20 protein-coding genes and 1 pseudogene are annotated in these 25,076 nt (G+C 66.6%); 7 read left to right on the forward strand and 14 right to left on the reverse strand.

Annotation, left to right across the window (positions count from 1 at the left end; all coding sequences use genetic code 11):
• Window positions 1-18 precede the first annotated feature (18 nt).
• Window positions 19-1,611, reverse strand: a complete 1,593-nt coding sequence (gene rtcR, locus ACTOWK_RS17375; RefSeq protein WP_441331361.1) for an RNA repair transcriptional activator RtcR — start codon at window positions 1,609-1,611, stop codon at window positions 19-21.
• 738 nt (window positions 1,612-2,349) lie between these two features.
• Between rtcR and ACTOWK_RS17380 the strand changes: the two are divergent.
• Both ACTOWK_RS17380 and rtcA read left to right on the forward strand, forming a co-directional pair.
• A pseudogene (locus ACTOWK_RS17380) lies at window positions 2,350-3,428 on the forward strand (RtcB family protein).
• A gap of 127 nt (window positions 3,429-3,555) precedes the next feature.
• A complete protein-coding gene (rtcA, locus tag ACTOWK_RS17385; protein WP_441331362.1) occupies window positions 3,556-4,575 on the forward strand; it encodes an RNA 3'-terminal phosphate cyclase in 1,020 nt (339 codons plus the stop codon).
• A gap of 59 nt (window positions 4,576-4,634) precedes the next feature.
• Here rtcA and ACTOWK_RS17390 read toward each other — a convergent pair whose 3' ends face one another.
• The 11 genes from ACTOWK_RS17390 to ACTOWK_RS17440 all read right to left on the reverse strand — a co-directional run bounded on the left by ACTOWK_RS17390 (window position 4,635) and on the right by ACTOWK_RS17440 (window position 17,215).
• Entirely contained in the window at window positions 4,635-5,093 is a 459-nt protein-coding gene (locus ACTOWK_RS17390) for a hypothetical protein (protein ID WP_441331363.1), read from the reverse strand.
• A gap of 136 nt (window positions 5,094-5,229) precedes the next feature.
• On the reverse strand, window positions 5,230-6,435 hold the full coding sequence (locus ACTOWK_RS17395) for a polymorphic toxin type 44 domain-containing protein (protein WP_441331364.1): 1,206 nt from the start codon (window positions 6,433-6,435) through the stop codon (window positions 5,230-5,232).
• Between the two features lie 312 nt (window positions 6,436-6,747).
• The gene (locus ACTOWK_RS17400; RefSeq protein WP_441331365.1) at window positions 6,748-7,641 is read right to left on the reverse strand and encodes a DUF6999 family protein; all 894 of its coding nucleotides are present in this window, start codon (window positions 7,639-7,641) and stop codon (window positions 6,748-6,750) included.
• The gene (locus ACTOWK_RS17405; RefSeq protein WP_441331366.1) at window positions 7,638-9,539 is read right to left on the reverse strand and encodes an iron-containing redox enzyme family protein; all 1,902 of its coding nucleotides are present in this window, start codon (window positions 9,537-9,539) and stop codon (window positions 7,638-7,640) included. Before ACTOWK_RS17405 ends, ACTOWK_RS17400 begins: the two co-directional genes overlap by 4 nt.
• A complete protein-coding gene (locus tag ACTOWK_RS17410) occupies window positions 9,539-10,504 on the reverse strand; it encodes a fatty acid desaturase (protein WP_441331367.1) in 966 nt (321 codons plus the stop codon). Before ACTOWK_RS17410 ends, ACTOWK_RS17405 begins: the two co-directional genes overlap by 1 nt.
• On the reverse strand, window positions 10,501-11,268 hold the full coding sequence (locus ACTOWK_RS17415; protein ID WP_441331368.1) for a sterol desaturase family protein: 768 nt from the start codon (window positions 11,266-11,268) through the stop codon (window positions 10,501-10,503). The genes ACTOWK_RS17410 and ACTOWK_RS17415 overlap by 4 nt, the downstream gene beginning before the upstream one ends.
• Window positions 11,269-11,489: 221 nt before the next feature.
• Window positions 11,490-15,440 carry a zeta toxin family protein gene (locus ACTOWK_RS17420; RefSeq protein WP_441331369.1) on the reverse strand — a complete coding sequence of 1,317 codons (3,951 nt, stop codon included), beginning with the start codon at window positions 15,438-15,440 and terminating at the stop codon, window positions 11,490-11,492.
• 12 nt (window positions 15,441-15,452) lie between these two features.
• Complete coding sequence (locus ACTOWK_RS17425) at window positions 15,453-15,788, reverse strand: hypothetical protein (protein WP_441331370.1); 336 nt, start codon at window positions 15,786-15,788, stop codon at window positions 15,453-15,455.
• Between the two features lie 74 nt (window positions 15,789-15,862).
• The gene (locus ACTOWK_RS17430; RefSeq protein ID WP_441331371.1) at window positions 15,863-16,234 is read right to left on the reverse strand and encodes a hypothetical protein; all 372 of its coding nucleotides are present in this window, start codon (window positions 16,232-16,234) and stop codon (window positions 15,863-15,865) included.
• An 82-nt stretch (window positions 16,235-16,316) separates the two neighbouring features.
• Window positions 16,317-16,670, reverse strand: a complete 354-nt coding sequence (locus ACTOWK_RS17435) for a hypothetical protein (protein WP_441331372.1) — start codon at window positions 16,668-16,670, stop codon at window positions 16,317-16,319.
• Window positions 16,671-16,723: 53 nt separating this feature from the next.
• On the reverse strand, window positions 16,724-17,215 hold the full coding sequence (locus ACTOWK_RS17440) for a hypothetical protein (RefSeq protein ID WP_441331373.1): 492 nt from the start codon (window positions 17,213-17,215) through the stop codon (window positions 16,724-16,726).
• 243 nt (window positions 17,216-17,458) lie between these two features.
• Here ACTOWK_RS17440 and dusA point away from each other — a divergent pair, with 243 nt between their 5' ends.
• From dusA to ACTOWK_RS17465, 5 genes are all read left to right on the forward strand, one after another.
• The gene (gene dusA / locus ACTOWK_RS17445; RefSeq protein ID WP_441331374.1) at window positions 17,459-18,469 is read left to right on the forward strand and encodes a tRNA dihydrouridine(20/20a) synthase DusA; all 1,011 of its coding nucleotides are present in this window, start codon (window positions 17,459-17,461) and stop codon (window positions 18,467-18,469) included.
• A gap of 97 nt (window positions 18,470-18,566) precedes the next feature.
• The gene (locus ACTOWK_RS17450) at window positions 18,567-19,508 is read left to right on the forward strand and encodes an arginine deiminase-related protein (protein ID WP_441331375.1); all 942 of its coding nucleotides are present in this window, start codon (window positions 18,567-18,569) and stop codon (window positions 19,506-19,508) included.
• Between the two features lie 180 nt (window positions 19,509-19,688).
• Window positions 19,689-20,033 (forward strand): hypothetical protein, encoded by a 345-nt coding sequence (locus tag ACTOWK_RS17455; RefSeq protein ID WP_441331376.1) that lies wholly within the window; start codon window positions 19,689-19,691, stop codon window positions 20,031-20,033.
• 59 nt (window positions 20,034-20,092) lie between these two features.
• Window positions 20,093-20,776, forward strand: a complete 684-nt coding sequence (locus tag ACTOWK_RS17460; protein ID WP_031372686.1) for a response regulator transcription factor — start codon at window positions 20,093-20,095, stop codon at window positions 20,774-20,776.
• A 73-nt stretch (window positions 20,777-20,849) separates the two neighbouring features.
• The gene (locus ACTOWK_RS17465) at window positions 20,850-22,262 is read left to right on the forward strand and encodes an ATP-binding protein (protein ID WP_441331377.1); all 1,413 of its coding nucleotides are present in this window, start codon (window positions 20,850-20,852) and stop codon (window positions 22,260-22,262) included.
• A 1,706-nt stretch (window positions 22,263-23,968) separates the two neighbouring features.
• On the opposite strand, the gene ACTOWK_RS17470 is transcribed toward ACTOWK_RS17465, so the two are convergent.
• The gene (locus ACTOWK_RS17470; RefSeq protein WP_441331378.1) at window positions 23,969-24,715 is read right to left on the reverse strand and encodes a zinc-dependent peptidase; all 747 of its coding nucleotides are present in this window, start codon (window positions 24,713-24,715) and stop codon (window positions 23,969-23,971) included.
• A gap of 19 nt (window positions 24,716-24,734) precedes the next feature.
• Window positions 24,735-25,016 (reverse strand): hypothetical protein, encoded by a 282-nt coding sequence (locus ACTOWK_RS17475; protein ID WP_441331379.1) that lies wholly within the window; start codon window positions 25,014-25,016, stop codon window positions 24,735-24,737.
• Window positions 25,017-25,076 lie beyond the last annotated feature (60 nt).

The raw sequence follows: 25,076 nt of genomic DNA on the forward strand, positions 1-25,076 counted from the left end.
GGCACGCCGCCGACGGTACTAAGCGCGTCCGCGCACCTGCTCCCAATCCAGCCCGAACCGCGCCAGGTATTTGCGCAGGCGGTCGGCGTCGTTGGTGCTGGTGCGGGCCGCGCGCGAGACCGCGAACAGTTCGCGCCCGGCCTGCGACAACGACTTTGCCTGGCGGCAGACGCGCAGCACGTCTTCCAGTTGCACGCGGTCGAAGCGATCGAGCCCGGCCGCACGTTCGCCGAGGACCTCGTCGAGCACGGAGCGGCGGATGCCGGCGCCGTGCCATTGCCGGCGCAGGCGGCCGATTTCCTCCTCGACCAGATCGGTGCGGATGCGTCCGCCCTCGGCCAGGGTCGCCAGGCGCATCACCGAGGCGCCGAGGTCGCGGAAGTTGCCGCCCCAGGTCGCCTCGGCGCTGCGCGAGAAGCTCAGATAGCGTTCGCGCGCTTCGCGGTTGAAGGTCACCCGCTGCCGGTTCTCGCGCGAATGGCGTTCGAGTTCGAAATCCAGGTTCGGCTCGATGTCTTCGGCGCGCTCGGCCAGGCCGGGCAAGCGATACGTCCACAGATTCAGCCGTGCCAGCAGGTCGTCGCGGAAGCGGCCTTCGATCACCGCCTCCTGCAGATCGCGGTTGGTGCCGGCGATCAACTGGAAGTCACTCTCGACTTCCTTGTCGCCGCCGACCGGCAGAAAGCGCTTCTCTTCCAGCGCACGCAGCAGCATCGCCTGTTCGTCGAGCCCTAGCTCGCCGATTTCGTCGAGGAACAACAGGCCCTGGTGGGCCGAGCGCAACAGGCCGGCGCGGTCGGTCGAGGCGCCGGTGTAGGCGCCCTTGATGTGGCCGAACAAGGTGCTCATCGCGCCGTCGCCGCGCAGGGTCGCGCAGTTGACCTCGACGAAGCGGCCCGGCAACTGATGCTTCTGCTTCTTGAGCTCGAATACGCGTCGCGCGAGCTGGCTCTTGCCGGCGCCGGTCGGGCCCATCAGCAGCATCGGCGATTTCGAGCGCGTCGCCACCGTCTCGATCTGCTCGATCATGCGGTTGAAGGCCGGGTTGCGCGTGGCGATACCGCTCTTGAGCAGGTCGCGGTCGTGCAGGCGCTCCTCGGCAAAACGTTGCGCGATGCGGTCGTAGCGCGACAGGTCCAGGTCGATGACCGCATAGCTGCCCGGCGCCCCGCCGTTCTGCTTGCGCGGCGGCGCGGTCTGCAACAGGCGCCCCGGGAACAAGCGGCTTTCGGTCAGCAGGAACCAACAGATCTGGCTGACATGGGTGCCGGTGGTGATGTGGACGTAGTAGTCCTCTTCCTCGGGCTGGAAGTCGTAACCGCGCACGAAGTCGTGCAACGCGCCGTACACGGCCTCGAAATCCCAGGGGTCGGCGAGGTAGGTGTCGTGGCAACGGACCTGGGTCTCCGGCGAGACCTGGCCGAGATCCTGGGCGACGACGGCGGCGAGCTTGCCGTAGCGGCGCTCGTCGACCAGCAGCTCGATGCGGTCGAGCAGCAGGTCCTCGTGCATGCCGAGCGAAACCGTTGGCCGCCATTTCTCCCAACGGCCCGGACCGAGCGCGGCGTCGAGCTGGGTGCCGAGCATGCCGACCACGACCTGGCGTTTCATGTTTATACATCCGTATATAAAGCGATTACAGAGTATAGATAGTGAATGTCCGGATGCGCGAGTAAAGATCGCCTGGTCGAGTTAAATATCTTTTAATTCAATAAGATGGATTTATGTTGCGGCGGTTGGCACGGGGTTTGCGCTACTACCTGCGAGTCCGAACCGGAATGCCCCGATGGGCAGTCTCGATGTACGCGGCATAGCGCATCGAAGAATTCGGCATCGACGTGCCGACCGGCGCGCGCAAGTACAGAGCGGCGATGCAAAGAGGATGGAACGGATCGGTTCGATCCGTGTCCGAGGTGGACCAGGGATCGGTGCCACCGCAGCGCAAGGACGCGCTGCGACGCGAACGCAGGGAAGGTGTTCGTGTGGACGGGCGATAACCCCGTCGGCCGCACGCGCAAGGGACGTGCGATGCGGTTACAGGATGGCCGGCGGACATTGGGGTCCGCCGGCCGGTGCACGAGCTTTGCCGTCGTGCATCGATCGTTCCCCAGCCGCAACCGCGGCCGTCGCACAGGCCTGGCGCAACGGCGCTGGCCCTTCGAGCGATCCCCCTTCATTGTGTGCGCAACAGAGAGCAAGACCATGAACACCAGTCAGTACGATGTCATCAACGAGCCGGGCGCGGTGCCGATCAAGCACTGGACCCGCGGTGTGCCGCTCGAGGACGAGGCGCGTCGCCAGCTGCAGAACATCGCCAAGCTGCCCTTCATCCATCGCTGGGTCGCGGTGATGCCGGACGTGCACCTCGGCAAGGGCGCCACCGTGGGTTCGGTGGTGCCGACCGTCGGCGCGATCGTGCCGGCGGCGGTCGGCGTAGACATCGGCTGCGGCATGATCGCGGTGCGTACCAGCCTGACCGCGCAGGATCTGCCGGATCAGTTGGGCGAGGTGCGCGCGGCCATCGAGAAGGCCGTGCCGCACGGCCGTACCGTCGGCCGCGGCCTGCGCGACAAGGGCGCCTGGGCGAACCCGCCGGAGGCGTCCTTGCACAGCTGGTCGAGCCTGCACGAGGGCTTCCAGCGCATCGTCGCCAAGCACCCGAAGCTCGAGCGCAGCAACCACCTCAGCCACCTGGGTACGCTCGGCACCGGCAACCACTTCGTCGAGGTCTGCCTCGACGAGGAGCAGCGCGTGTGGTTCATGCTGCACTCGGGTTCGCGCGGCGTGGGCAATGCGATCGGCAGCCACTTCATCGAGCTGGCGAAGCAGGCATGCGCCGCTGGATGATCAACCTGCCGGACCAGGACCTGGCCTATCTGCCGGAAGGCAGCGACCACTACGCCGACTATGTGTTCGCGGTCGACTGGGCGCAGCGTTTCGCCCGCAGCAACCGCGAGATCATGATGAAGCACGTGGTCGATTCGGTGCGCAAGGTCATCGCCAAGCCGTTCGAGGCGCAGGCCGAGGCGGTCAATTGCCATCACAACTACGTCAACCGCGAGCATCATTTCGGCAAGGACGTGTTGGTGACCCGCAAGGGCGCGGTGAGCGCACGCAAGGGCGAGCTGGGCATCATCCCGGGCAGCATGGGGGCGAAGAGCTTCATCGTGCGCGGCCTGGGCAATGCCGACAGCTTCCATAGCTGCAGCCACGGCGCCGGCCGGGTGATGAGCCGCACCGAGGCGAAGAAGCGCATCAGCCTGGAAGAGCACGCACGCGCCACCGCGCACGTGGAGTGCCGCAAGGACGCCGACGTGGTCGACGAGTCGCCGGCCGCCTACAAGTCGATCGATGCGGTCATGGCCGCGCAGAGCGACCTGGTCGAGATCGTGCATACGCTGCGGCAGGTGGTGTGCGTCAAGGGTTGAACCCCGCGACGCGGCTTCGCGCGACCCGCGCAAGCCAATGACGGCGGCGGCCACGACGGCCGCCGCGAAACGAAAACGGAAAGGAGCATGGGCGGCCGCAAGGCCGCCCCGATGTATGGATCGCAAGATGGAACTGATCGAAATCAGCGGGCAGGACGGCGGCGGACAGCTGCTGCGTACCGCGTTGACCCTGAGCCTGTGCACCGGCACCGCGTTCGAGATGCAGCACATTCGTGCCAAGCGCTCGCGCCCGGGGCTGATGCGCCAACATTTGACCGCGGTCGGCGCCGCGGCGCAGATCGGCTGCGCCCACGTCCACGGTGCGCAACTCGGCGCGACCACGCTGCGCTTCATGCCCGGCGCGATCAACGCCGGCCGCTATCGTTTCTCGATCGGCAGTGCCGGTTCGGCAACCTTGGTGTTGCAGACCGTGCTGCCGGCGTTGTGGCAGTGCGCCGAGCCGTCGGAGGTGTTTGTCGAAGGCGGCACCCACAACCCGCTGGCGCCGTGTGCGGACTTCATCAGTGAGGCCTATCTGCCGGCCTTGCAGCGCATGGGCGTGCAGGCGAGCTTCGCCTTGCAGTGGCACGGATTTTTCCCGGCCGGCGGCGGTGCGCTGCAGCTGCGCGTGGAGTCGTGCGCGCAACTGCGCCGCTGCGTGTTCGACCAGCGCGACGCCGAACCGCGTCTCGACGCGACCGTGTTGCTGTCGGCCTTGCAGGATCAGATCGGCCACCGCGAATTGGCGGTCGTCGCCGAGCGCCTGGGGCTGGCACTGGACCAGCAGCATCTGCGTCGCATCGCCGATGCGCAAAGCCCGGCCAACGTGCTGATGCTGCGCGTGCACGGCGAGCGCCACAGCGAGTTGTTCAGTGCCTTGGGCGAACGCGGGCTCAGTGCCGAGCAGGTCGCGATCGGCCTGGTCAAGCAGGCCTCGGCTTATCTGTCGTCGCCGGCCGCGGTCGGCGAGCACTTGTCGGACCAGTTGCTGTTGCCGATGGCCTTGGCCGGCGGCGGTGAGTTCACCACCGCCGCGCTCAGCGAACACTTGGTCAGCAACGCGCGCCTGATCGAGAAGTTTTTACCGGTCGAGATCGATTGGACCCAGGAGGCGAAGCACTGCTGGCGAGTGATGGTGCGTTCGTAAACGGCGCGGCGGCAGTTGCCGTCGCGCTGCCGTTCACGGGGCTAGCCGTCGCGCGCCGTTCACGGGGCTAGCCCAGGCTCCGTCGGCGCCATGCCACCGGCCGGTGCGGCCGGGTTGCTGACGCCGCTGCGCAACTGCAGCGTCACCGCGCGCCCCGCGACCGCAATCGGACCCGAGGCCGGCTTCATCACCCGGCCCTGCAGGTAGTCGGCGCGCACGCTGTTCGCGTCCTGCCAATGCAGATCGATGCCATAGGCCTGGGCATTGCGGGTCGCGCCGTACAACTCGGCGGCGGACGGCGTGGAGCGCCAGTCGGCGCCGTGCGGCACGATCCGGATGCGATAGATGAAGGAGGCGGTGGCGCCGGGGTTGGCTTCGGTCAGCACCGCGTCGGCCTGCAGGTCGGGTGAGGCGATGCGGGCGACTTCGACGTCGGGCATGATCGCGTCGTGGCTGCAGCCGACGGCGAGCAGCGCCGCCAACAGCATCGTCAGTACCGAAGTTATGCGTGCTTTCATCTGAGGCGATTCGTCTCGGGCGGCCGGGTCGGCACGATCCTACGGGCGTGCAGCGTCGAGCAGTAGTGCACGGACGCCCAATACGACGAAGGCGCCGGCAGTGCCGACGCCTTCGTGTTCATGACCGGTCGAGCGCTCAATCCGCCCAGACCCGCCACATGCCGGAGTTGTAGTAGTCGTAACCGGCCTTGATCTGGGCTTGGTCGCGCGGGTCGTCGCCGTAGCTGCTGTCGCCGAGGTCGTAGGGCTTGCCCCAACCGTCCTGCGAGGTCTCGGACTGGATCTGCACGTAGCCGGCGCCGCGCAGGCCGATCTGCTCGGGGATGTCCATCGCCGCGGCGACCACGCCGAAGTGGAAGTTGCCGTAGTTCTCGTACTGCGCGCCCTGGGTCTTGTAGTCCCACGGGCCGCCGCCCTGCACTTGTTCCTTGAACCAGACCATGTCGCCGGGATTCGGGAACTCATGCTTGTGGGTGTCGGCGATGTTGGCGTCCATCGACACGCCGGCCGGCGCTTCCGGAATCTTCAGCAGGCCGGCTTCGACCGCCTCGTCGCGGCTCAGCACCTTGCCCATGGCCTGGGCGACGCCGTCGACATAAGGTTCGGCGCCGAGCAGGCCGACGTTGTCGCCCTGCATGGTCTGCAATTGCGGCATGGCCGCTTCGAACACGGCGGTGCGGGTCGCCAGGTCGGCGCCCTGGGCGGCGTTGAGAATGCCGGTCAGCACGCTCGGGTCGTACTGGGTGGTGCCGGCGGTGCGGCCGCTGAAGTCGACGATGTACTTGCGGCCCATCGCCACGTTCATCACGTCCTGCAGTTGCTCCTTGCTGAGCGAACCGACCGCTTGCTGGAACGCCTGCGGGTCGTTGGCGAGGCTGGCCAGGACCTTGCCGGCCGCTTCGGTCTCGCTGTTGCCCCAGGTGCCCTGGGTCGCTTTATATTCGCTATTGATGTCGCCCTTGACCGCGCCGATGAAGGCGGTCTTGGCGTCGCTGCCCCCGTGGCTGGCGATCGCGTCGGCGAAGGCTTCGAGCCCGCCGGAGCTGCCGTCGAAGGCTTCGACGAAGCGCGTGGTCTGCGGCCCGTCCAGGCCTTCGGCCAGGCGGTTGAACAACTCGCCGCGTTCGCCGGCGCTCAGCGAACCCATGGCGCCGTCGATTTCCTGGGTCCAGTTCTTGATGTCGTCGTTGCTGAGCTTGCCGATGAACTCGTTGCGCTCGGCCGGGGTGAGGTTGGCGACCTCGCGATTGATCGCGTCCAGGTCGCCCTTGCTGACGTCCCAATCGAACAGGCCCTGGCTGAGTTTGTCCTGGGTGACGGAAACGGCGGAATCGACGCTCATGGAACGGCTCCTGGCCCGGTCGGGGCGGATCGGCGGTCGCGCCGGCGTTGCCATAGATCGGCCGCGGCGCGGGGGGAAGACTGCAATGCAGTCGCAGCCTAGTCAGCCGCCGGGCGCCGGTAAATCGGGGGAAACCCTAGTCAGCCTGGCCGAATGCACGATTCGGGCACATCGGACGCGTCGCTGCAGGTGGCGCCGGACGGGCTGGTCGGCTTGGGAGCGATACCTCACCAGCCGCGGCGGCCCGGCCACTCATTGCGAGGGGCCGGGCACCGGATGAGGCCGCGGCCTCGCGCAGTCTGCGACCGCCGCTCAGGCCGCGGTCGTGGTCGCGGCTGCCTGCTGTTGCTCGCGCTTGTTCATCAGGAAGGCGTGCAGCATTTCGGTCGACAGGCCGTGCAGGGTCAGGCGGAAGCCGGCGCGCAGGGTCGACAAGGGCACCAGCGGATGGCGGTTGTTGAGCAGGACCAGGTGCGAGCGCGCATCGAGGATGGTCGCCACGTACAGGCCGATGGTCTCGTCGAGTTGCAGCGAGTTGGTCGCGCGCCAGAAATCGCTGTCGGTAAGCAGCAACTGGTAGATCGGCGTGAACAGTTCGATCGAGCTTTGCAGATCGAGGAAGTTGCGCCACCGCCGCGGCATGTCCTCCAGCCGCAGCTCGGGCTGCTTGACCATCGACAGGTCGGGGTCGGCGACGAACTGCAGTTGCCGCCCCGCCGCCTGCAGGTTTTGGTTGAGGCGGATGACGAAATTGAACAGGTTGAGGTCGTGCACCAGGAACATGTCCTCGCGCACGTCGGCCACCGCCGCGGGGCGCAGCGGGTTGCCCTGCACTTCGACCCCGGAGTTCTTGCCGATGAACTCCAGCACCTGCGAGCCGAGATGGAAGTGGCGCAGGATCAGCCAATTGGCCTCCGGGCTCAGGAAGTTCTCCATGCCCCAGGCCAGCAGGCGGTGCAGGGTGCGCGAGAACGCCAGCCGGCGCGGGGCGAACACCTTGGCCACCTGGATCAGCACGATCAGGGTGCGCGCCAGCGGCCGCATGAACGGCAACACGAACTGGCGCGAGCGCGAGCTGGAATCGGCCAGCCAGGCGCGCTTGACCTCGTCGTCGAGCGGCGTGCTGCGATCCAGGTACAAGGCCAGCCACGGACTGGGGTCGCGCGGGTCGTAGGCCTGCTCGAGGAACTCGGGTTGGTACTTCATGCCGGCATCACGTGATCGAACTGCATGAGATAGAGCTCCGCGGTGCGTCGTGCCGTGGCGATGATGGCGCGGGCGCCTTCGCCGTCGGCGTCGTGTTCGAGCACGATCTCGATCGCCCGCAGCCAGCGGGCGAGATGGTGCTCGTCGTTGCTGCCATGGTATTCGAGAAAGCGGAAGGCGTCGGCCGGCAGCGACAGGCTGGCCTTCATCAACGGCAGCAGGGCCGGGATGATGCGCTGGCCGGTGCCTTCGATGATGTAGATCGCGCCGAGCAGGCCCAGCGGGTTCGGCGTGGCGGCCAAGGCGTGCAGGTAGCTGTTGAGCGCTTCGCCGCCCGGATTGCGGCGAAGCGCGTCGATGTCGGCGACGGCGCCGCCGGCCTTGCGGTAGTCCTCGTACAGGATCATGTAGTCGTCCTGCTCGTCGCCGGCGTGGGTCTCGATCAGGGCGCTGAGCTCGGTGTACGGCGCCTGCACCGCCGCGGCGCCTTCGCGCATCCACTTGCTGCCTTCGCGGACCTGCGGAATCCAGTGCTGCATCCACTGCACGTAATCGGCGGTGGCGAAGCGGCGCTCGCGCAGCTTGCGGATCACCGGCGTGCGCCAGGCGCGCGAGCGGTAGTCGTGCCAGATCGTCGCCAGCTCGCCGAGCAGATGGCGCAGGGCCGCGGGCGCGTCAGCCGGGTCGTGCGGCGGTGCGATCAAGTCGGCATCGGGCATTGCCGCGACAGCCTGCGCAGCGACAGCCACCGAGGTGCCGGCGAGCAAGGGCGCATCGGCGGCTTCGACTTCGATCAGCACGAAGGCGACGGTGAAGCGGCCGGACTCCGGGATGAAGCACAGGATGCGTTCGCCCGCGTGCAACGTGCGCGTGCGCAGGAACTCGTCGAGCATGATGAAGATCGACGCCGCACCGGTGTTGCCGCGCGAGGTCAGGTTGCTGTACCAGCGCTCGCGCGGAATCTCCAGGCCGGCCTTGCACATCAGCTCGTCGACCACCGGGGCGAAACGCTCGGACGAGTAATGGCAGAGGAAATGATCGATCTTGGCCGGGTCGAACCAACCGGCGTGGGCGAGCTTGGCATACTCGTGTACGCCGACGTCGAACAGATGCGGCAGCAGGCGGATGTCCTGGCGCAGGAACAGCGCGCCATCGGCTTCGGCGGCCTGCCAGGAGTCGTAATCGAGGTGGCTGCGCGTGCGGTCCGGCGTCATTCCGAGTTGCATGCACACTGGATAGTCGCCGGAGAACGAGCGCTGATGGATGAAGCGCAACCGCAGGCGCAGGCCGTCGCGCGGCTTCGGCGCCGAGCTCAGCTGCAAGGCGCCGGCGCCGTCGGACAGCATCCAGCGCAGGAAGTGCGCGTCGAAGTCGGCGTTGTAGTCGCGCGCGGCATAGCGCGAGCGCTTGAACAAACGCGACGGCATTTCCGCCGCCGCGACCAGGGCGCGCTGGTGCGAACCCAGTTCGACCGCGGACGCGGCGCCTTCCCAGGCGCCGACGCCGGAGGCGCAGATGCCGTGCGCGGACAGGGTCTGCATCGGCGGCGCCGCCAGCTCGCCCTGCACCATGCAGGCGAAGCCCGGCATCAGCGCATCGCCGCCGGAGGTGCCGCAGGCGAGCAGGCCGATGCCGTCGAGCGCGGTCTCGGTGCTGGCGAGGCATTGGCGGATCGCCGTGGCTGCCATGTCGGCGCAGGAGTGCACGGTGCGGCCCTCGGCATCGACCGCGTAATGCCGGGTCAGGATGCCGTTCTCGGCCAGGATGCGGCGCTTGATGCGGTCCGACAGCTTGGTCAGCGGCGCGATATAGGCGTCCATCGCGGCGTTGTCGACGGGCGCGCCGGGCAGGAAGCGGCCGCTGCCCTCGATGAAAGTGCGTTCGAAACGGGTGGGCATCAACAATCCTTGGAGGTGGTTACAGGCCCGTCGACGGCCGCGCAGGTATCGGCCGGACGCAAGGAGCGCGAGCGATACTGCGGCAGGAACGGGCCCAGGACGAATACGCGCCAGGCGTAGCCGGCGAAGCTGGCTTCGAGCAGGCGGGGGTCGATCGAAGGGCGATAGCGTTGGTGCAGCCGCGGTAACTCGGACCAGTGCGCGCGACCGTGTTCGTGGTGGGCGGTATGCAGGCCGATGTTGAACAGCAGCGGGTTCAGCCAGCCCTCGAAATTGCGCGCATAGCCGAAGCGCGCCGCATCGTCGGCATGGGCATGCTGCAGGTAGTTGGCCGAGAGCAGCCAATGCAGGCCGAGCAGTTGCGGCAGGATCACCAGCGCCAGCGCCTTGCCGGGGTCGATGGCCAGCAGCACCGCCCACGAACCCAGCCAGGCGGCGTACTGCAGCAGATACCAGCGGTACGCGCCCGGCGCGCGCTGGCGCACGCCGCGCAGCCAAGCGAACAGGAACGGATAGATCACCGCGATCGCCTGCAGCGGATGCAGCAGCCAGCCGAGCGCATGGTTGTGATCGCCGAAACGCCAGGTGCGGGCGACGTCGCCGGGACCGTGACGATGGCGATGGTGGTTGCGGTTGTGCGCCGGATGGAAGACGAAGGTCGGGTGCCCCTGCAGCACCGTGACCCACAAGTCGGTGGCGCGGTTGCGCCAACGCCCGCGCCACATCGGCAGATGCGCATGGTTGTGGTGGATCACGCTGATCGCGATCGCCAGGTACAGCATCAGGCCGTACAAGGGCAGGCTGAAGCCGTGCCGCCATTGCCACAGCGCCAGCAGCGGCTGCGCCAGCAGATAGAGCAGGCTTTGCAGGTCGCGGCGATGCCGCAGCGCGCCGATGCCGGGGGCCGTTCTTTCGGGGGGCGCTGTATTGGGGCCTGCCGAGTTGGGGGCGGGGTCGTCGCTCATGCGGCGCGGTCCGTGCGCGTGCGTGTCGCCGGGCGGGCGTCTTCGGCCTCGGGCTGGATCACCGTGCCGGCCCAACGATCGAACACCTCCAGCAGGAAGCCGTAGTTGCCGTTGTAGCGCGCGTGGTGCAGATGGTGGCGGCGGCTGGCGCCGCGCCATCCGCGTGCCGGCGCAGTGCGACTGGCTTCGTAATTGCTGTGGCCGAGGTTGTTGAGGGCGATGCTGAGCACCGGCAGGCTGGCCACGGCGACGAAGCTGAAATCGTGCAGCAGCATCGGGATCAGCGGCACGCTGCCGAGCATCACCGCCTCGACCGGATGGAAGGCATAGGTCGAGAATGGCGTGGCGACGTGCGAGCGATGGTGCATGCCGTGGAAACGGCGCAGCCAGCTCGTGTGCAGGGCGCGGTGATTGAGATAGAAGTGCAGTTCGTTCCACAGGAACAGCACGGCGATTTCGAGCGCCACGCGCCAGGCCGGCGGGTCGACCGCGAACCGCGCCCAGCCCAGCCGCAGCAGGCCCCAGGGCACGACCAGGCCGATGCCGAAGATCAGGATCGAGACCGTCGAGGCGCCGAACTCGCGCCGTAGCTGGCCGGGCGGCAAGGGGCGGGTGTCCAGGCGGCGGCCGTAGCCGAGCGCCGGCAGCACGGTGTGGGTCAGCCACCAGTTCAGGCTGCCGCTCAGCAGATAGAGCGCGGCGAAATACAACACGCCTACGGCCATCACTTCGACGGCGCCCAGCGAGACGAACCATTGACCCACGTGCGGCTCCTGCCAATTACTCCTGCCGATAGCTTGCACTATCCGGCGGCGCCAACCCAGTGCGAAGCGACCGGGCCGGCCGTGTTGGGATGACTCGATCGAGTGGCTCGCGCAGGGCAGCGGGGCGGCCTGCCCGACCGTTCGAGGCATCGCCCGAGCGCGCTACCACTCCGCGACGGCCGCCGATCGCAGCCGCTGCCGGCCCGTCGCTGCATGTGCCGTCACTGCGTGCGCGCGGCCCGCCCGGGTTCGTCCTGGGTTTTCTGGGGGGACTCTTGCGCCAAGCGCTCGTCCCGCTGTTGGTTGAACGCCTGGGTCTCGCGCAGAGTTTCCTGCATCGCCGGCGCCTGTTCGACCGCCGACACGCCGGCGTAGAACCCGGGCGTGGTGCCCGCGACCCACAGCTTGCCGTCGACCACCGCGGCCTTGTCGATGCGTTCCGCGTCCGGGATGCCGTTGAGCTTGGCTTCCAGCATCGCCTTGGCCACGGTCTCATCGGTCACGTTCGCCGGTACGCCTTCGCGAATCTTGGCGAACATGGCCTGGTCGTTCGGCGACAGCCGCGCCAGGCTGAAGAGTGGCTCGGGGCTGGTCGACGACGCGGGTAGTGCGGGTTCTCGTGCGGGCTGCCGCGTCGGCTCGATGGCCAGGGTGTCGTCCGAGCGGGGCGATACGGTCCGCTGCGAGTACGAAGCCGGCGCATCGTCGTACTGCGCCGGTTCGTAAGGCCGGGCCGGCGCTTGTGCGCCTTGCTGGGCAGCCAGATCGGCGGCCTCGCGCGTCGGGGATTGCTGTGCTTCGTCGCTCCTGGAGCGCGGCACCGCCGGTGCGTCTTGTTCGGTGACCGCGGTCGGCTGCGCGGGTTCGGCAGGCTGTGCGATTCGAGCGGCTTCTTCGTTCGGCGGTGTGCGAGGCTCGAATTCGCGCGCGGTCGGCGAGGGCGCTGCGTCGTCCTGTCGTGCGATGGCGGCCGGACGTTCCGGCGCGATATCCGACTGCGGCAGCGAAGCGCGCGCTGGCTCCTGTGAGGGGCTTTGCCCGGTCGCCCTGCTCGATTCGATCCGCGCGTGCTGCGCCGCCGACATCGCCTGTTGCGTGGTCGGGTCGGCCAAGCCGGTATCGGCGAGGCCCTGGTCGCGTTGGAACTGGCGGACCGTCTGTTCGGTGGCCGCATCGTATTCGCCGTTGCGAACCAGGGGCTCACCGTCCGGCCCGCGGTACCCGACGCGATCCAAGCGGTATTGCAACAGCTCCACCTCTTGCCCACGGTCGCCGGGGCGAAGCACGTCGTCCTGTTTGTCCCCAGCGGCGCTGGCTGCGGCTGCAGGAGCGATGGCGGCGGACTGCGCGGACTCGGACTGGACGCTTGCAGGCTGGATGGCAGCGGGCTGGACAGGAGTGGCTGCGACGGGAGCGGCTTCGATAGGGGCGGCTTCGATAGAAGCGGCCGGCACGAAAGCGGTCGGCTGTACCGCCGGCTCGGGTGCGCGTGGCGGCACCTCGGCCTGGGGCGATTCGGCTGCAATGGGTTGGGCTTGCGTAGCGGTTTCGGCTTGGGGGCGCTTGGGCTCCGGCACGGCTTCGGTCATCGGTGCGGGTGCCACGACCGTGGGCGTAGGCGTGGGCGCCGTCGCGGGCTCGGCCTCTCGGCGCAGGTCCGACGGCGGAACCGGCGCGCCGGTCGTACGCACGGGCTGCACATCATCAAGCGCGGAAACCGACGGCGCGACCTCGGGCGAGGCGGTCGCCACCGCGGCCTGTTGCGCTGCCTGCTGTACCTCGTCGCGCGACAGGCCTTGCCGGTTGGCTTCGCGCTCGGCCTGTTGGCGCGCCTCGCGTTGCTGCGGCGACAGGTTGGCGACGCGCAATTCCGGGGTGTCGGGAATGGGAGCGGCGCGCTCGCGCCGGTCCGCCAACGCCTGCTGGATCTCCGCGGTGCTCGTCACCGCGACGATCTGGACCACGCCATTGTCGCGACGCAGGTGGGCGAGCGGACTGTCGATGTCGTAGCCGCCGTTCGGGCTGCGCTCCACGTGCAGCGAGCTGGCATGCGGGTCGATGCCGTGGGCCTCCCGCGTGCGCTGCAAGGCATCCATCACCGCGTCCAAGCGCTCCGGATTCGGCTTGATGCCGAGCGCGGCATAGGTCGACATCACGTTGGCGCGATCCTGTTCGTCCAACGACGGCGCCTGCCACTGCGGAATCGTCAAAAGGTGTCGATCGTGCTGCACGAGTTGGGTCTGCAACTCGGTGCGCGTGGTGTCGAGCTCCCGTTGCAGATTGCCCGACGCCTGGCGGCCGGCCATCAGGCCGTCTTGGCGCTGCCACTGGCCTTCGTCATCGCGGCGGTACTGGTGGCCATCCGAGGCTTGCAGACTGTTCGGCTCGGCGAGCGCTGCCAGCACGGGCTCCGGCATCGGTCCGAACGCGTCCCAGCCGTTGCGGCGATAGGCCTGCTCGTATCGGGCAGCGATCGGTGCCGGGCCGCTGGCGATGTTTTCGCGGACCACTTGCTCCGACATCCGATCCAGCTCCGCGGCGCGTTCGGGCGAAGCCTTTTCCGGGTTGACCAGTGGGTGGCCACGGTCTGTACGCGCGATCACTACCTGGCGGACCCAGTCGCCGGTCTCTCCATTACGTTGCCAGTCGGCCTGAGCAAAGCTGTGCTTGTCGGTCTCGTTGGCAGGCAGCACGTAAGGGTCGCGCGGCGGCTCCAGTTTGCCCATCGCCAAAGCGCTGGACGAATTGCTGGCCAGGTAGGTGAGTTCCCGCGCCTTGTCAGGCAGGGCGGCGAACGACTGCTTCTCGGCAACCGTGACGCCGTCGTCGCGCAGGTCGCCGGGTTCCTGCCTCAGCCATTGCTTGCCGTTGTACTTCCAATCGACACCGTCGCGGTCGGTCTGGTTGAAGACCTGACGATCGTCCCACCACTGGGCGACATTCTCGCCGACCTGACTGCCGGCAATCGCGCCGACCGCCACGAACGCGATGGCGCCCGGCCCGGTTTCCCAACCCACCGCGAGACCGGCCGCCGCGCCGCCCAGCCAACCGCCGGTGCCGCGTGCCGCGTAATGAGCGAACTGCGATTGCGCGGCGAGGGGATTGTCCTGGGCGAGCAAGGTGCCGATGCGGTCGCCGGTTTGTTTGGCGTCGTAGGCGCTGGCGGCCACGCCCAGTGCCGAAACGCCGGCGAGCGTCGCTACCTTGCGCAGATTGGGTCCCGTCGCATCGGGCGTCGGCGCATGCGCCAGAGGCGCGCCGGGGCGTACCAACGCGTCGAGCGTAGCGGCGGCTTCGGCGCGTTGCGCACTGTGAACCACCTTGCCGCGATCCGCCTGTTCGCGCAGCAGCGCTTCGGCGGTCGAGGCAGGAACCTTGTCGTTCTGTGCGATGGTGTTCGGCAGGTCGCGGTGCCATTCGGCTTGCGCCTGCCAGGCGTTTCTCAAGCGTTCCGTCACCACAGGGTCTTGCAGGCGCGCATCGCGCGCATCGCGCAATGCAACGCTGGGCGGTATCGCCGCAGTCCGGCTGTCATAGAGCTCGGCGCCGCTGCGGTCGAAAATGCGGACCGGGATATCCGTGGCGCCGCGCACCTTATCCAGGTTGTCGGGCAGGTCCCGATACACGTCGTCGTGGAAAGCCAAAGGCACATCACGGCCGACGCCTTCCGCATCGATCTTGTCCGTAAACCGCTGATCGATACCCCATTCGCTTTCCAGTCGATGGCTCGCCATTGCGCGAACTTCGACTTCGTAGCCCGCGGCCTGCAGCTCCTTGATCATCTCGGTCGCAGGCTTCGCATTTCCGAGTGTCGTATCGACGATGATGTTCTTGCGGCCCTCGATCGCTGCCTCGCGGAGTTCCCGTGCCCATTGGCCTGCGTCTGCATTGGTCTGCTGCGACCAGCCGTAAGGGGAGGATTTCTGCCATTCCTCGGCCTTCAGATGATATTTGCGGAGTTCATCCGGATCAATTTGGACGACGTCGCCCTTGAACTCAAATGCTGCCGCTCGGCCCAATCCGCCTTTGCCAGCGCCCGGCTGCCCCGCCAAGACAATCGCCTTAGGTCTTTCTTGTGCATTCGTTGAGTTGAGGTTGCTTTCCGGGACGATTTTCTCGAGAAAGATGTGCTTGTGGGTCTCTTTATTCAGCTTGTCTGGGTTGTCGCTCATCAGAATGCATCCTTAATTCTGCTGGAAATAGTTCCAAAGCGCTTCGTCGGTGAGCCAGACATGCTTCCAGCTTGCCTGTGACATCAGTCGTCTCTTCTGCTCGGCTCGGGCAATCGCCTCCGCGTCGCCGCTAGCTTGTAATGCTTCATACTCTGCGTTGGCTTCACGAATGAAGGTTTCCAAGCGGCCTTCGAGTGCCCAAATTGCCTGGTCGAACGGCATGAGAAGTACCCGGCCATCGTAAACGACGTTGTTCAGCACTTCCTGTAGTCGCTCGATATGCCCCGGGTAGTCTTTGAGCATTTCTTGCAGTTTCTCGGGGACTGGTGGGGGCGAAAGATTGGTCATGACAAAATCCCTATTTCGGAGCGTCGGCTGTCGATTGGTGCATTTTTAATCTTATGGACGGAGCTTTAAATGTTCTAGCTCGACTGAAAGTATTCCCAAAGCGCTTCGTCGCCGATCCAGATGTGCTTCCAGCACGCCTGCGACATCAATCGCCCCTTCTCCCTAGCTCTCGCAACTGCATCGCCATCCTCGGTTGCCTGTGCTGCTTCCAACTCGGCTCGAGCCTCCCGGAAAAACTCCTCTAGCTGGCCTTGTAGCATCCAAGTCACAACTTCGAACTTGGTGCTCACCGAGGGTGGTTCTTCTGCTACCTGATTAAGCGTCTCTTGCAGTCGGTCCAGATGCTCTGGATAGTCCTTGAGCATTTCCGTCAGGTGCTTGGGTATAGGCGGCAGAAGTGAGTTATGGCGAGGGGAGGGGGGAGCAACGTCGTTCGTCATGGCCATGCTTTCCATTCTGCAGGGTATTGCATCCGGGGGCTGGCCACGTACTCGGGGATTCTTCGGTCGTGAGAACTGCGCTTTCGGTTCATTGGGAAGCGTCCTTGTTCTCTTCGAAATAGTCCCATAGATCGTGCAGATCTTTCATGCCCCCATTGCTCGATCTGGCCCTGAACATCAGCACTTCCTTCTCTTTCGCCATGGCGATCATGCTGCTGTTCCCATCCTCGCGCGCATCTTCAAGCTCGGCCTGCGCTTCGCGAATGAACTCCTTGAGTTGCCCTTGCAGCATCCAAATCGCAACTTCAAATTTCGGACTCACCGATCTAGGCTCTTCGGCTACGCAATTGAGTTGTTGCTGTAGTCGCTTGATATGCCCGGGGTAGTCCTTGAGCATCTCCTGTAAATTCTTCGGCACGGGCTGTGGTGAAAGACGGGTCATAACGATGCTCTTGGATAGAAGGCCACTAGACGAGGGAGGTCCGGAATCGACCCTCAATGCCCAGGGGCCGTCAGCGCCCAGTCGTCCGTAAAAGTGACCTTGCCCAGGAACTGGCTTTCGTTCTCCATGTACATGATGGCCGGCCTGTGCTTGCGCTTCGCGAATGTTTCCACGAGCCCAAGAATCAATGTCTGGACCGTTCGTAATTGATCGGATGAAAATTTCGCAATGAAAGGGTTGGTAACGCTCATCGGCATGCCGATGTTCTCGGGCATATGGTGGCCGAACGACACGACTTCGAGGTTGAAGTGTTCTCTGTCGGGCCAGGTGTTTCTTATTTCGCCGAAGTACTCGTTGCCGTCCAGCTCGATGGCGAAAGTGTCGTGGCCTGTTTGTTCGGCTCCACGAACGCCGCCAGCAAAGCGCGCTCGCCCCTGCGGAAACTGCACCCAGTCGAACGTCCCTTCATTCGCTGTCATCCTGATAGCCCCTTCCCTGCGACGCGGGTCTGCCGTATTTGCCCGCTCGGCCTCGTAATACCGCATGGAGTATCGCTCAGGAGCTGCCGTCGTAGCATCAGACTTTTCCTACATGGGTCTCGGGTAATTACCCGGCGTTTCGATATTCCCGCAAGGCGCGCGGCGCGCCAGCTGTCGCCGGGTGCAAATTAACGCAACCCCGAGTATCGCTTTCAGGTGCGCAACCCCCGCCATTGCTACACTTACGCCTTATCTCGGCCTGAGTTCGGCAGGTATCCGGGGACTCAACAGGGCAGGCGGGTTTCAGCAGTGATCGAAGCAACCGGGAAAATATTGGAATCGCAGGCGATTCGTCTGTCCGTCGCCCCGATGATGGACTGGACCGATTCGCACTGCCGGGTGTTTCACCGCACCCTGGCGCCGCATGCGCGGTTGTATACCGAGATGGTGCATGCCAACGCGGTCATCCACGGCGACCGCGCGCGGTTGCTGGCGATGGACCCGGTCGAGCATCCGGTGGCCTTGCAGCTCGGCGGCAGCGAGCCGGCGTTGTTGGCGCAGGCGGCGCGGATCGGCGCCGAGCGCGGGTTCGACGAGATCAATCTCAATTGCGGCTGCCCCTCCGACCGGGTCCAGGCCGGGCGTTTCGGCGCCTGCCTGATGCGCGAGCCGACTCTGGTCGCCGCGTCGGTGGCGGCGATGATCGCGGCCTGCGATGTGCCGGTGACGGTGAAGTGCCGTCTCGGTGTCGACGACGATCATCGTTTCGAGGTGTTTCTGGCCTTCATCGACGAGGTCGCCGCGGCCGGTTGCACGATGTTCGTCGTGCATGCGCGCAATGCCTGGCTCAAGGGCCTGTCGCCGAAGGAGAACCGCGAGGTGCCGCCGCTGCGCTACGACTGGGCCTATCAGCTCAAGCGCGAGCGGCCGCAGCTCAAGATCCTCGTCAACGGCGGCATCGCCACGGCCGAGGAGGCGACGTCGCATCTGCAGCACGCCGATGGCTCGATGCTCGGCCGCGCCGCGTATCACGAGCCTTACGTGCTGCACCGGATCGACACCGCCTGGTTCGGGGGCGAGCTGCGCAGCCGCGCCGAGTTGCTGCGTTCGCTGCGGCCTTATGTCGAGGCCGAACTCGAACGCGGGGTGTTCCTCAAGCACATCACCCGGCACATGCTCGGCTTGTTTCATGGCGAGCGCGGTGGCCGGGCGTTCCGCCAGGTGCTCAGCGAAGGCGCGCACAAGCCGGGTGCCGATTGGTCGCTGATCGAGCAGGCCCTGACGGTCACCGAGTCCTTCGCCGCGCGCGACGCCGCCTGAGGTCGCGGTTCTTCAAATATCCAGATCCCGGGATTTCGGGTTGCCCTGAGCCCACCGCCGAGCGTCATCGCCCACCGCCGCCTCCCAGCGAACCCGCATGATCACCCGCGATCCCGACCTCTTCTTCGCCCAGGCCCGCGCGCTGGCGCCGGATTTCGGCCCGGCCACGGCGCGCGCCGCGTTCCTGGTCGCGCCGGACGGGTTCGCCCGCGCCGAGCAGTCGGCCGGCGACAACCGCTACATGGCGCAGGCCGCCGATTTCGACCCCGGCCGCGCCAGCGCCCAGCATCGCGAGCTGCAGCGCGGCCTGTCGGCGGTGTTGCCGACGATCTGCTTCGCCGGCGATCCGGACACCCCGGACGCGCTGTTCCCGAACAACGTGTTCGCGACCGGACGGCCCGACGCGGCGCGGGAGCCGGGCGGGGCGCCGCGCTATCTGGTCGGGCGGATGCGCCACGCGGTGCGCCAGCGCGAGGCCGGGCGCGGCGACATCCGCGCCTTCTTCGGCCAGGTGCTGGGCTATGAGGAGGTCGATCTGTCGGTGCAGGCGCACCCCTGCGAACTCACCGGGGCGCTGGTGATCGACCGCGCCCGCGGCCTGGGCTATGCCGGCTTGTCCGAGCGCTGCGACGAGGCCGGCGCACGGCTCATGCACGAGGCGCTGGGGCTGCGCGCGACCCTGCTGTTCGAACTGGCCCCTGGCGAGTACCACACCAATGTCGTGCTGGCGGTCCTGGCCGGCCGCGCCGCGCTGGTCAGCCCGGCCGGCTTCGCCGAACCGGCGCTGGCGGCGGCGGTCGCCGGTTTCTATGCCCCGCACGGGCTGATCCTGTCGGCGGCCGAGCATGCCGCCTTTGTGGCGAACTCGATCGCGCTGTCGGCCGACCGGGTCTGGATGAGCGCCGCCGCCGGGCGGGCGCTCGCCGCGTCGACCCGGGCCGGCCTGGACGCGGCCGGTTTCGCGCTGGCGACGGTCGAACTAGACGCGATCGAGGCTGGGGGCGGCTCGCTGCGCTGCTGCGTCGGCGAGATTTATTAGGAATGACTCTCAGCTGCGCGGTCGCTTTGCCCGCTCCACGTGTGATGGCGGTCGAACCGGCCTGAATGGCAGCTCGGATGCAACCGAAAAGTTCAGATCGGATTCACTGCCCCGTTCCGAAAATGCCCCCACGTCGCAAGTTCGCACATTATTGTTCCGCTGGGGCATCCTAAGATCGTCATGAGCATCCGGTCCACCCGCGTCCTGTCGTTGCTGCTGCTCGTCGCCTCGTGCGCCGCGGCCGGCAACGCCCTGGCTCAGCACGACGACGGCCGCGGCGGCCGCGGGCACGACCGCCGCGACGACCATCGCTCCCTGTCCGACGCCATCCGTCGGGTCGAGCGGGAGAGCGGCGGCGGCCAGGTCCTGAGCGCCGAGCGCATCCCTTTCGACGGCCGTGACGTAAACCGGGTCAAGGTCGTCGATTCCAGCGGCCGGGTCCGGATATACATGGACGACCCGCAGCAGCGGGGGCGCCGCGACGACGACCGCCCTACACGCGGCGACGACAATAACAACGACTAACCTTCGCTTCGACGGCCCAAACGATCCTGTCGGGCCGATATTTATACAAGGGAGTGCCCATGCGAATTCTGCTGGTCGAAGACGAAGCGCCGCTGCGCGAGACCCTGGCCGCCCGCCTCAAGCGCGAGGGCTTCGCGGTCGATGCCGCGCAAGACGGCGAGGAAGGCCTGTACATGGGCCGCGAGGTGCCGTTCGACCTGGGCATCATCGACCTGGGATTGCCGAAGATGTCGGGCATGGAGCTGATCAAGGCCCTGCGCGACGAAGGCAAGAAGTTCCCGGTGTTGATCCTGACCGCGCGGTCGAGCTGGCAGGACAAGGTCGAGGGCCTGAAGCAGGGCGCCGACGACTACCTGGTCAAACCGTTCCACGTCGAGGAGCTGCTGGCGCGTCTCAACGCGCTGGTGCGCCGAGCCGCGGGCTGGAGCAAGCCGACCCTGGAATGCGGGCCGGTCATGCTCGACCTGGCCGCGCAAACGGTCAGCGTCAACGGCGGCAACGTCGACCTGACGAGCTACGAGTACAAGGTCCTGGAATACTTGATGATGCACGCCGGCGAGCTGGTCTCTAAGGCCGACCTGACCGAGCACATCTATCAGCAGGATTTCGACCGCGACTCGAACGTGCTGGAGGTCTTCATCGGCCGCCTGCGCAAGAAGCTCGATCCGGACGGCGCCCTGAAGCCGATCGAGACCGTACGCGGTCGCGGCTACCGGTTCGCCATTCCGCGCAGCGGCGACTGATCCAGGAACCTTTCCGGACCCCTATGCGGCCCGCGTCTCCTCCTGATGCGGGCCGTCCGGCCCGTCCGATGCCATGAGCTGGGGTCAGCCCCGCTCGCTGCGCGCGCGCCAGCTGCTGGCCGCGAGCCTCGGCCTGCTCGCCTTTCTCGCCTTGGCCGGTTACGCGCTCGACCGCGCGTTCCTGGAAACGGCTGAGAGCAATATGCGCCAGCGCCTGACCAGTTATGCGCTGGCCTACGCCGCCGACACCGACTTCGGCCGCGGCGGCGAGATCATTCCGCCCTACGACCCGCCGGACCCGCGTTTCGACCGGCCCGGCAGCGGCCTGTACGCGGAAGTGATCCTGCCCAACGGGCATTGGGACTCGATGTCGGCGCAAGGGCCGGTGCTGCCCGACGGCGGCATGCTCAAGGCCGCCGAGGAGACCTTCGAAGGGCCGCTGCCGATCACCGAGATCAACGGCCATGCCGGTGAGGCGTATCGCTACGGGCGCGGCCTGATCTGGAGCGTCGACGGCGATTCCAAGTCCGAATTCCAATACACCATCTACATTCTTGAAGACACCAGCGCGCTGCGCCAGCAGGTCGCGGTGTTCCGCCTGTCGCTTTGGCGCAACCTGGGCGGCGCCGGCGTGATCCTGCTGCTGTTGCAGGCGCTGATCATGCAGTGGAGCCTGCGCCCGCTGAAGCGAGTGATCGAGGAACTCAAGCGCGTGCAGCGCGGCCTGGCCTCGCGCATGAGCGAGCGCCACCCCCGCGAGCTGGAACCGCTGACCGAAAGCATCAACGCCTTCATCGAGAGCGAGCGCGAGAACCTCGACCGCCAGCGCAACACCCTGGCCGACCTGGCGCATAGCCTGAAAACGCCGTTGGCGGTGCTGCGCGCGCGCCTGGACGACGACCAGAACGGCGGCGCGGCGATCGACGCCGGGCTGCGCGAGGATGTCGACGTGCAGTTGCGGCGCATGAACGACCTGGTTTCGTACCAGCTCGCGCGCGCCGCGTCGGGCGGGCACGCGCTGTTCGCCGCGCCGATCGCGATCGAGCCGCATGCCGAAGAGATCGTGCGCGGCCTGGAGAAGGTGTACTCGTCCAAGGGCATCCTGTGCGAGTTCGACGTCGCCGAGGGCGTGCAATTCCATGGCGAGCCGGGCGACCTGCAGGAGCTGCTCGGCAATCTGCTCGAGAACGCGTTCAAGTGGGCGAATTCGCGGGTGCTGCTGACCGTGCAGTCGGGCGAGACCGCGGCCAACCGCCGGCCGGGCCTGCTGCTCGCCGTCGACGACGACGGCCCTGGCATTCCGCCGGAGAAGATCGCCTCCATCCTGCAACGCGGTGTGCGCGGCGACGAGCGCGTGCACGGCCACGGCATCGGTCTGGCGATCGTGCAGGACCTGGTGAGGGGGTATCGCGGCACGCTCGATGTGATTCCGTCCGAGGAGCTCGGCGGTACGCGTTTTGAGGTGAAGTTGCCGCCGGGGTTGTGAGGCGTTGGGGTGGTTCGGCGCGGTCGCGCTATGCAATCGCCACGTGTGCGTCGTCTTGGGGCGGCCCCTGTAGGAGCGGCGTGATCCGCGACCGTGATGTCTCAACCTTGCGTCGTCTTAGGGAAACCCTCTGTAGGAGCGGCGCAAGCCGCGACCGCGCTGCTTCGGTCTTGCGGCGTCTCGCTCAAGCAAGATCAATATCTAGATCAAACGCCAAGAGCTTCCGCCACTAAAGCGGCGGGTTACTTTCTTTTGTCTAAAGCAACAAAAGAAAGGTAACCAAAGAAAAATGCTCTCTTTGAATCACAAGCCCGCGCGAGCGATGCCGACGCAGGGCTTTTTCATACGGGACATCCATGTCCCGATGAAAAACGGCGCGCCTCCCTGCGCGCCGCCCTCCGGGTCTTCGATTGCCTTCGCTAGTGCCTGGCTACGCACAGCAATAGCAAAATCTTTACGGCAACGGCAACGGCAACGGCAACGGCAACGGCAACGGCAACGGCAACGGCAACGGCAACGCACGGCTACGACGGCTCAAAGGGTAGGAGCGGCGCAAGCCGCGACCGGCATGTCTCCACCTCGCGTCGTCCTGGGCATCTCCCTTGTAGGAGCGACCGGGACGCGTAGAGGTGACCAAGCTGATGTCGTTCGTCGAAGCGACGCACTTTCGCTTGGGTAGGAGCGACGCAAGTCGCGACCACGCTGCGACGGTCTCGCGGCGATCGTTATCTGCCTGGCTTTCCCGCTTTTCCGCTTTCCCGGTCAATTGAAGACCCGTAGGGCGGCCCGCATGGATGCGGGCCGTGCGCAAGCAGGCCATGGATGGCCTGTCTGGAGCATCCCTGCGTCGGCATCGATCGTGCGGGCTTGTGCCCTTGCAAGGAGAGCCCTTTTCTTTGGTTAGCTTTGACCGAAGGAACTCCCTGTGGGACTTTTGGGCTTAGCAAAAGAAAGTAACCCGGCCGCGTCAGCGGACGGAAGCTTTGCTCTTGCTTGAAGGCTGCGCCGGAGGCCGCCAGGACGATGTCGCGACTTGCGTCGCTCCTACCCCGGCGAAGAGCGCGCCGCTTCGGCGAATGACGATGGCCTCGTTATCTCTGCGCGCCCCCGGTCGCGACTTGCGTCGCTCCTACCCCGGCGAAGAGCGCGCCGCTTCGGCGAATGACGATGGCCTCGTTATCTCTGCGCGCCCCCGGTCGCGACTTGCGTCGCTCCTACCCGGCGAAGAGCGCGCCGCTTCGGCGAATGACGATGGCCTCGTTATCTCTGCGCGCCCCGGTCGCGACTTGCGTCGCTCCTACCCCGGCGAAGAGCGCGCCGCTTCGGCGAATGACGATGGCCTCGTTATCTCTACGCGCCCCCGGTCGCGACTTGCGTCGCACCTACCCCGGCGAAGAGCGCGCCGCTTCGGCGAATGACGATGGCCTCGTTATCTCTACGCGCCCCCGGTCGCGACTTGCGTCGCTCCTACCCCGGCGAAGAGCGCGCCGCTTCGGCGAATGACGATGGCCTCGTTATCTCTGCGCGCCCCCGGTCGCGACTTGCGTCGCACCTACCCCGGCGAAGAGCGCGCCGCTTCGGCGAATGATAACGGCCTCGTTATCTCTACGCGTCCCGCAATCGCGACTGACGTCGCTCCTACAAGGGGGTAGAGCGCCGCATTGGCCGCTTCGATGCTTGCCCTGCGAAATCGCTTGCCGTGTAACTCAAGCGAACGGCGACACCCCATAGAACCGCTTCAGATGCGCAGCGACTGCGGGCATCTGTTCGCGCAGCAGGACGGGGTCGCTGAAGTGGTATTCGGTGGCGACGGCGAAGAATTCTTCGGGCGCTTCGGCGGCGTAGGGGTCGATGGCGGTTTCGCGGCCGGCGTCGACGTCGGCGACGAACGCGTCGTAGGCCTGCTGGAAATCGCGCGCCCATTCGCGCTGCCACGGGCGCGGCAAGGGCGGGGTGCCGTCGAGCAGGTCGTCGAGCGCGTCGAGCTTGTGCGCCATTTCGTGCGCGGCCACGCAGAAGCCGGCGCGCGGTGCTTCGCAGTCGGCCAGCACGTCGGCCCAGGACAGGATCAAGGGGCCGGCTTCCCAGGACTCGCCGATCAGTTCGTCTTGCCATTCGTGCAGCACGCCAGCGGCATCGGTGTGGCTGCGGTTCACCCGGAACGCATCCGGGTAGACGATCAACTGCGACCAGCCGCGCAGGCCTTCGCGGCCGAACTCGAGCAGGGGCAGGCAACACAAGGCCGCAAGCAGGCAACGCTGCTGCGGGTCCAGTTCGAGCTCGCCGATCGGGCTGATGGTCTTTTCGTGCAGAAAGCGCGCGGCCAGCTCGCGCAGGCGTTGTTGCCGCTGTGGGTCGAGCGCACGCGCCCACGGCAAGGCGGCGACGGCGTCGCGCCACAAGGCGTCATCGATCAGGGGCGGGCGCCGCAGACGGCGCAACAGGTCGAACAAAGGCGGTGCCGTCAGCGGATCAGCGGAACATGCCCGGCAGGAAGTTGTGCCAGCGCGGCGACTGCAGGCGGTTGTTGCCTTCGGCGTCGCTGTGCACGCTGGGCTTGGCCTTGGTGTCGCGCGCGGTCGGCGGCGCGGCGCTGCGGCCGTTCGGACGGGCCGCCGTGTCCTTGCGCGATGCGCTGCTTTCGGGGCAGGCGTCGTTCGGGCTGAGCTTGTTGACTTCGCGTGCGTTGACGTCCGCGACGGCCAAGGTCGCACTGGCGAGGGCGAACAGCAGGCACAGGCAGATCCGTAACATGGCGGAATCCTTGATCGGCCCGGCCGGAATCCGGCGTCGAGCGATTTCTCGACTATAGCG

The organism is Lysobacter sp. CA196, assembly GCF_052078695.1.
GTDB lineage: Bacteria > Pseudomonadota > Gammaproteobacteria > Xanthomonadales > Xanthomonadaceae > Lysobacter.

Coding starts and splice junctions, on each gene's coding strand:
- rtcR (WP_441331361.1), bottom strand. CDS start 1,611: ATGAAACGCCAGGTCGTGGTCGGCATGCTCGGCACCCAGCTCGACGCC.
- rtcA (WP_441331362.1), top strand. CDS start 3,556: ATGGAACTGATCGAAATCAGCGGGCAGGACGGCGGCGGACAGCTGCTG.
- ACTOWK_RS17390 (WP_441331363.1), bottom strand. CDS start 5,093: ATGAAAGCACGCATAACTTCGGTACTGACGATGCTGTTGGCGGCGCTG.
- ACTOWK_RS17395 (WP_441331364.1), bottom strand. CDS start 6,435: ATGAGCGTCGATTCCGCCGTTTCCGTCACCCAGGACAAACTCAGCCAG.
- ACTOWK_RS17400 (WP_441331365.1), bottom strand. CDS start 7,641: ATGAAGTACCAACCCGAGTTCCTCGAGCAGGCCTACGACCCGCGCGAC.
- ACTOWK_RS17405 (WP_441331366.1), bottom strand. CDS start 9,539: ATGCCCACCCGTTTCGAACGCACTTTCATCGAGGGCAGCGGCCGCTTC.
- ACTOWK_RS17410 (WP_441331367.1), bottom strand. CDS start 10,504: ATGAGCGACGACCCCGCCCCCAACTCGGCAGGCCCCAATACAGCGCCC.
- ACTOWK_RS17420 (WP_441331369.1), bottom strand. CDS start 15,440: ATGAGCGACAACCCAGACAAGCTGAATAAAGAGACCCACAAGCACATC.
- ACTOWK_RS17425 (WP_441331370.1), bottom strand. CDS start 15,788: ATGACCAATCTTTCGCCCCCACCAGTCCCCGAGAAACTGCAAGAAATG.
- ACTOWK_RS17430 (WP_441331371.1), bottom strand. CDS start 16,234: ATGGCCATGACGAACGACGTTGCTCCCCCCTCCCCTCGCCATAACTCA.
- ACTOWK_RS17435 (WP_441331372.1), bottom strand. CDS start 16,670: ATGACCCGTCTTTCACCACAGCCCGTGCCGAAGAATTTACAGGAGATG.
- ACTOWK_RS17440 (WP_441331373.1), bottom strand. CDS start 17,215: ATGCGGTATTACGAGGCCGAGCGGGCAAATACGGCAGACCCGCGTCGC.
- ACTOWK_RS17450 (WP_441331375.1), top strand. CDS start 18,567: ATGATCACCCGCGATCCCGACCTCTTCTTCGCCCAGGCCCGCGCGCTG.
- ACTOWK_RS17455 (WP_441331376.1), top strand. CDS start 19,689: ATGAGCATCCGGTCCACCCGCGTCCTGTCGTTGCTGCTGCTCGTCGCC.
- ACTOWK_RS17460 (WP_031372686.1), top strand. CDS start 20,093: ATGCGAATTCTGCTGGTCGAAGACGAAGCGCCGCTGCGCGAGACCCTG.
- ACTOWK_RS17465 (WP_441331377.1), top strand. CDS start 20,850: ATGAGCTGGGGTCAGCCCCGCTCGCTGCGCGCGCGCCAGCTGCTGGCC.
- ACTOWK_RS17475 (WP_441331379.1), bottom strand. CDS start 25,016: ATGTTACGGATCTGCCTGTGCCTGCTGTTCGCCCTCGCCAGTGCGACC.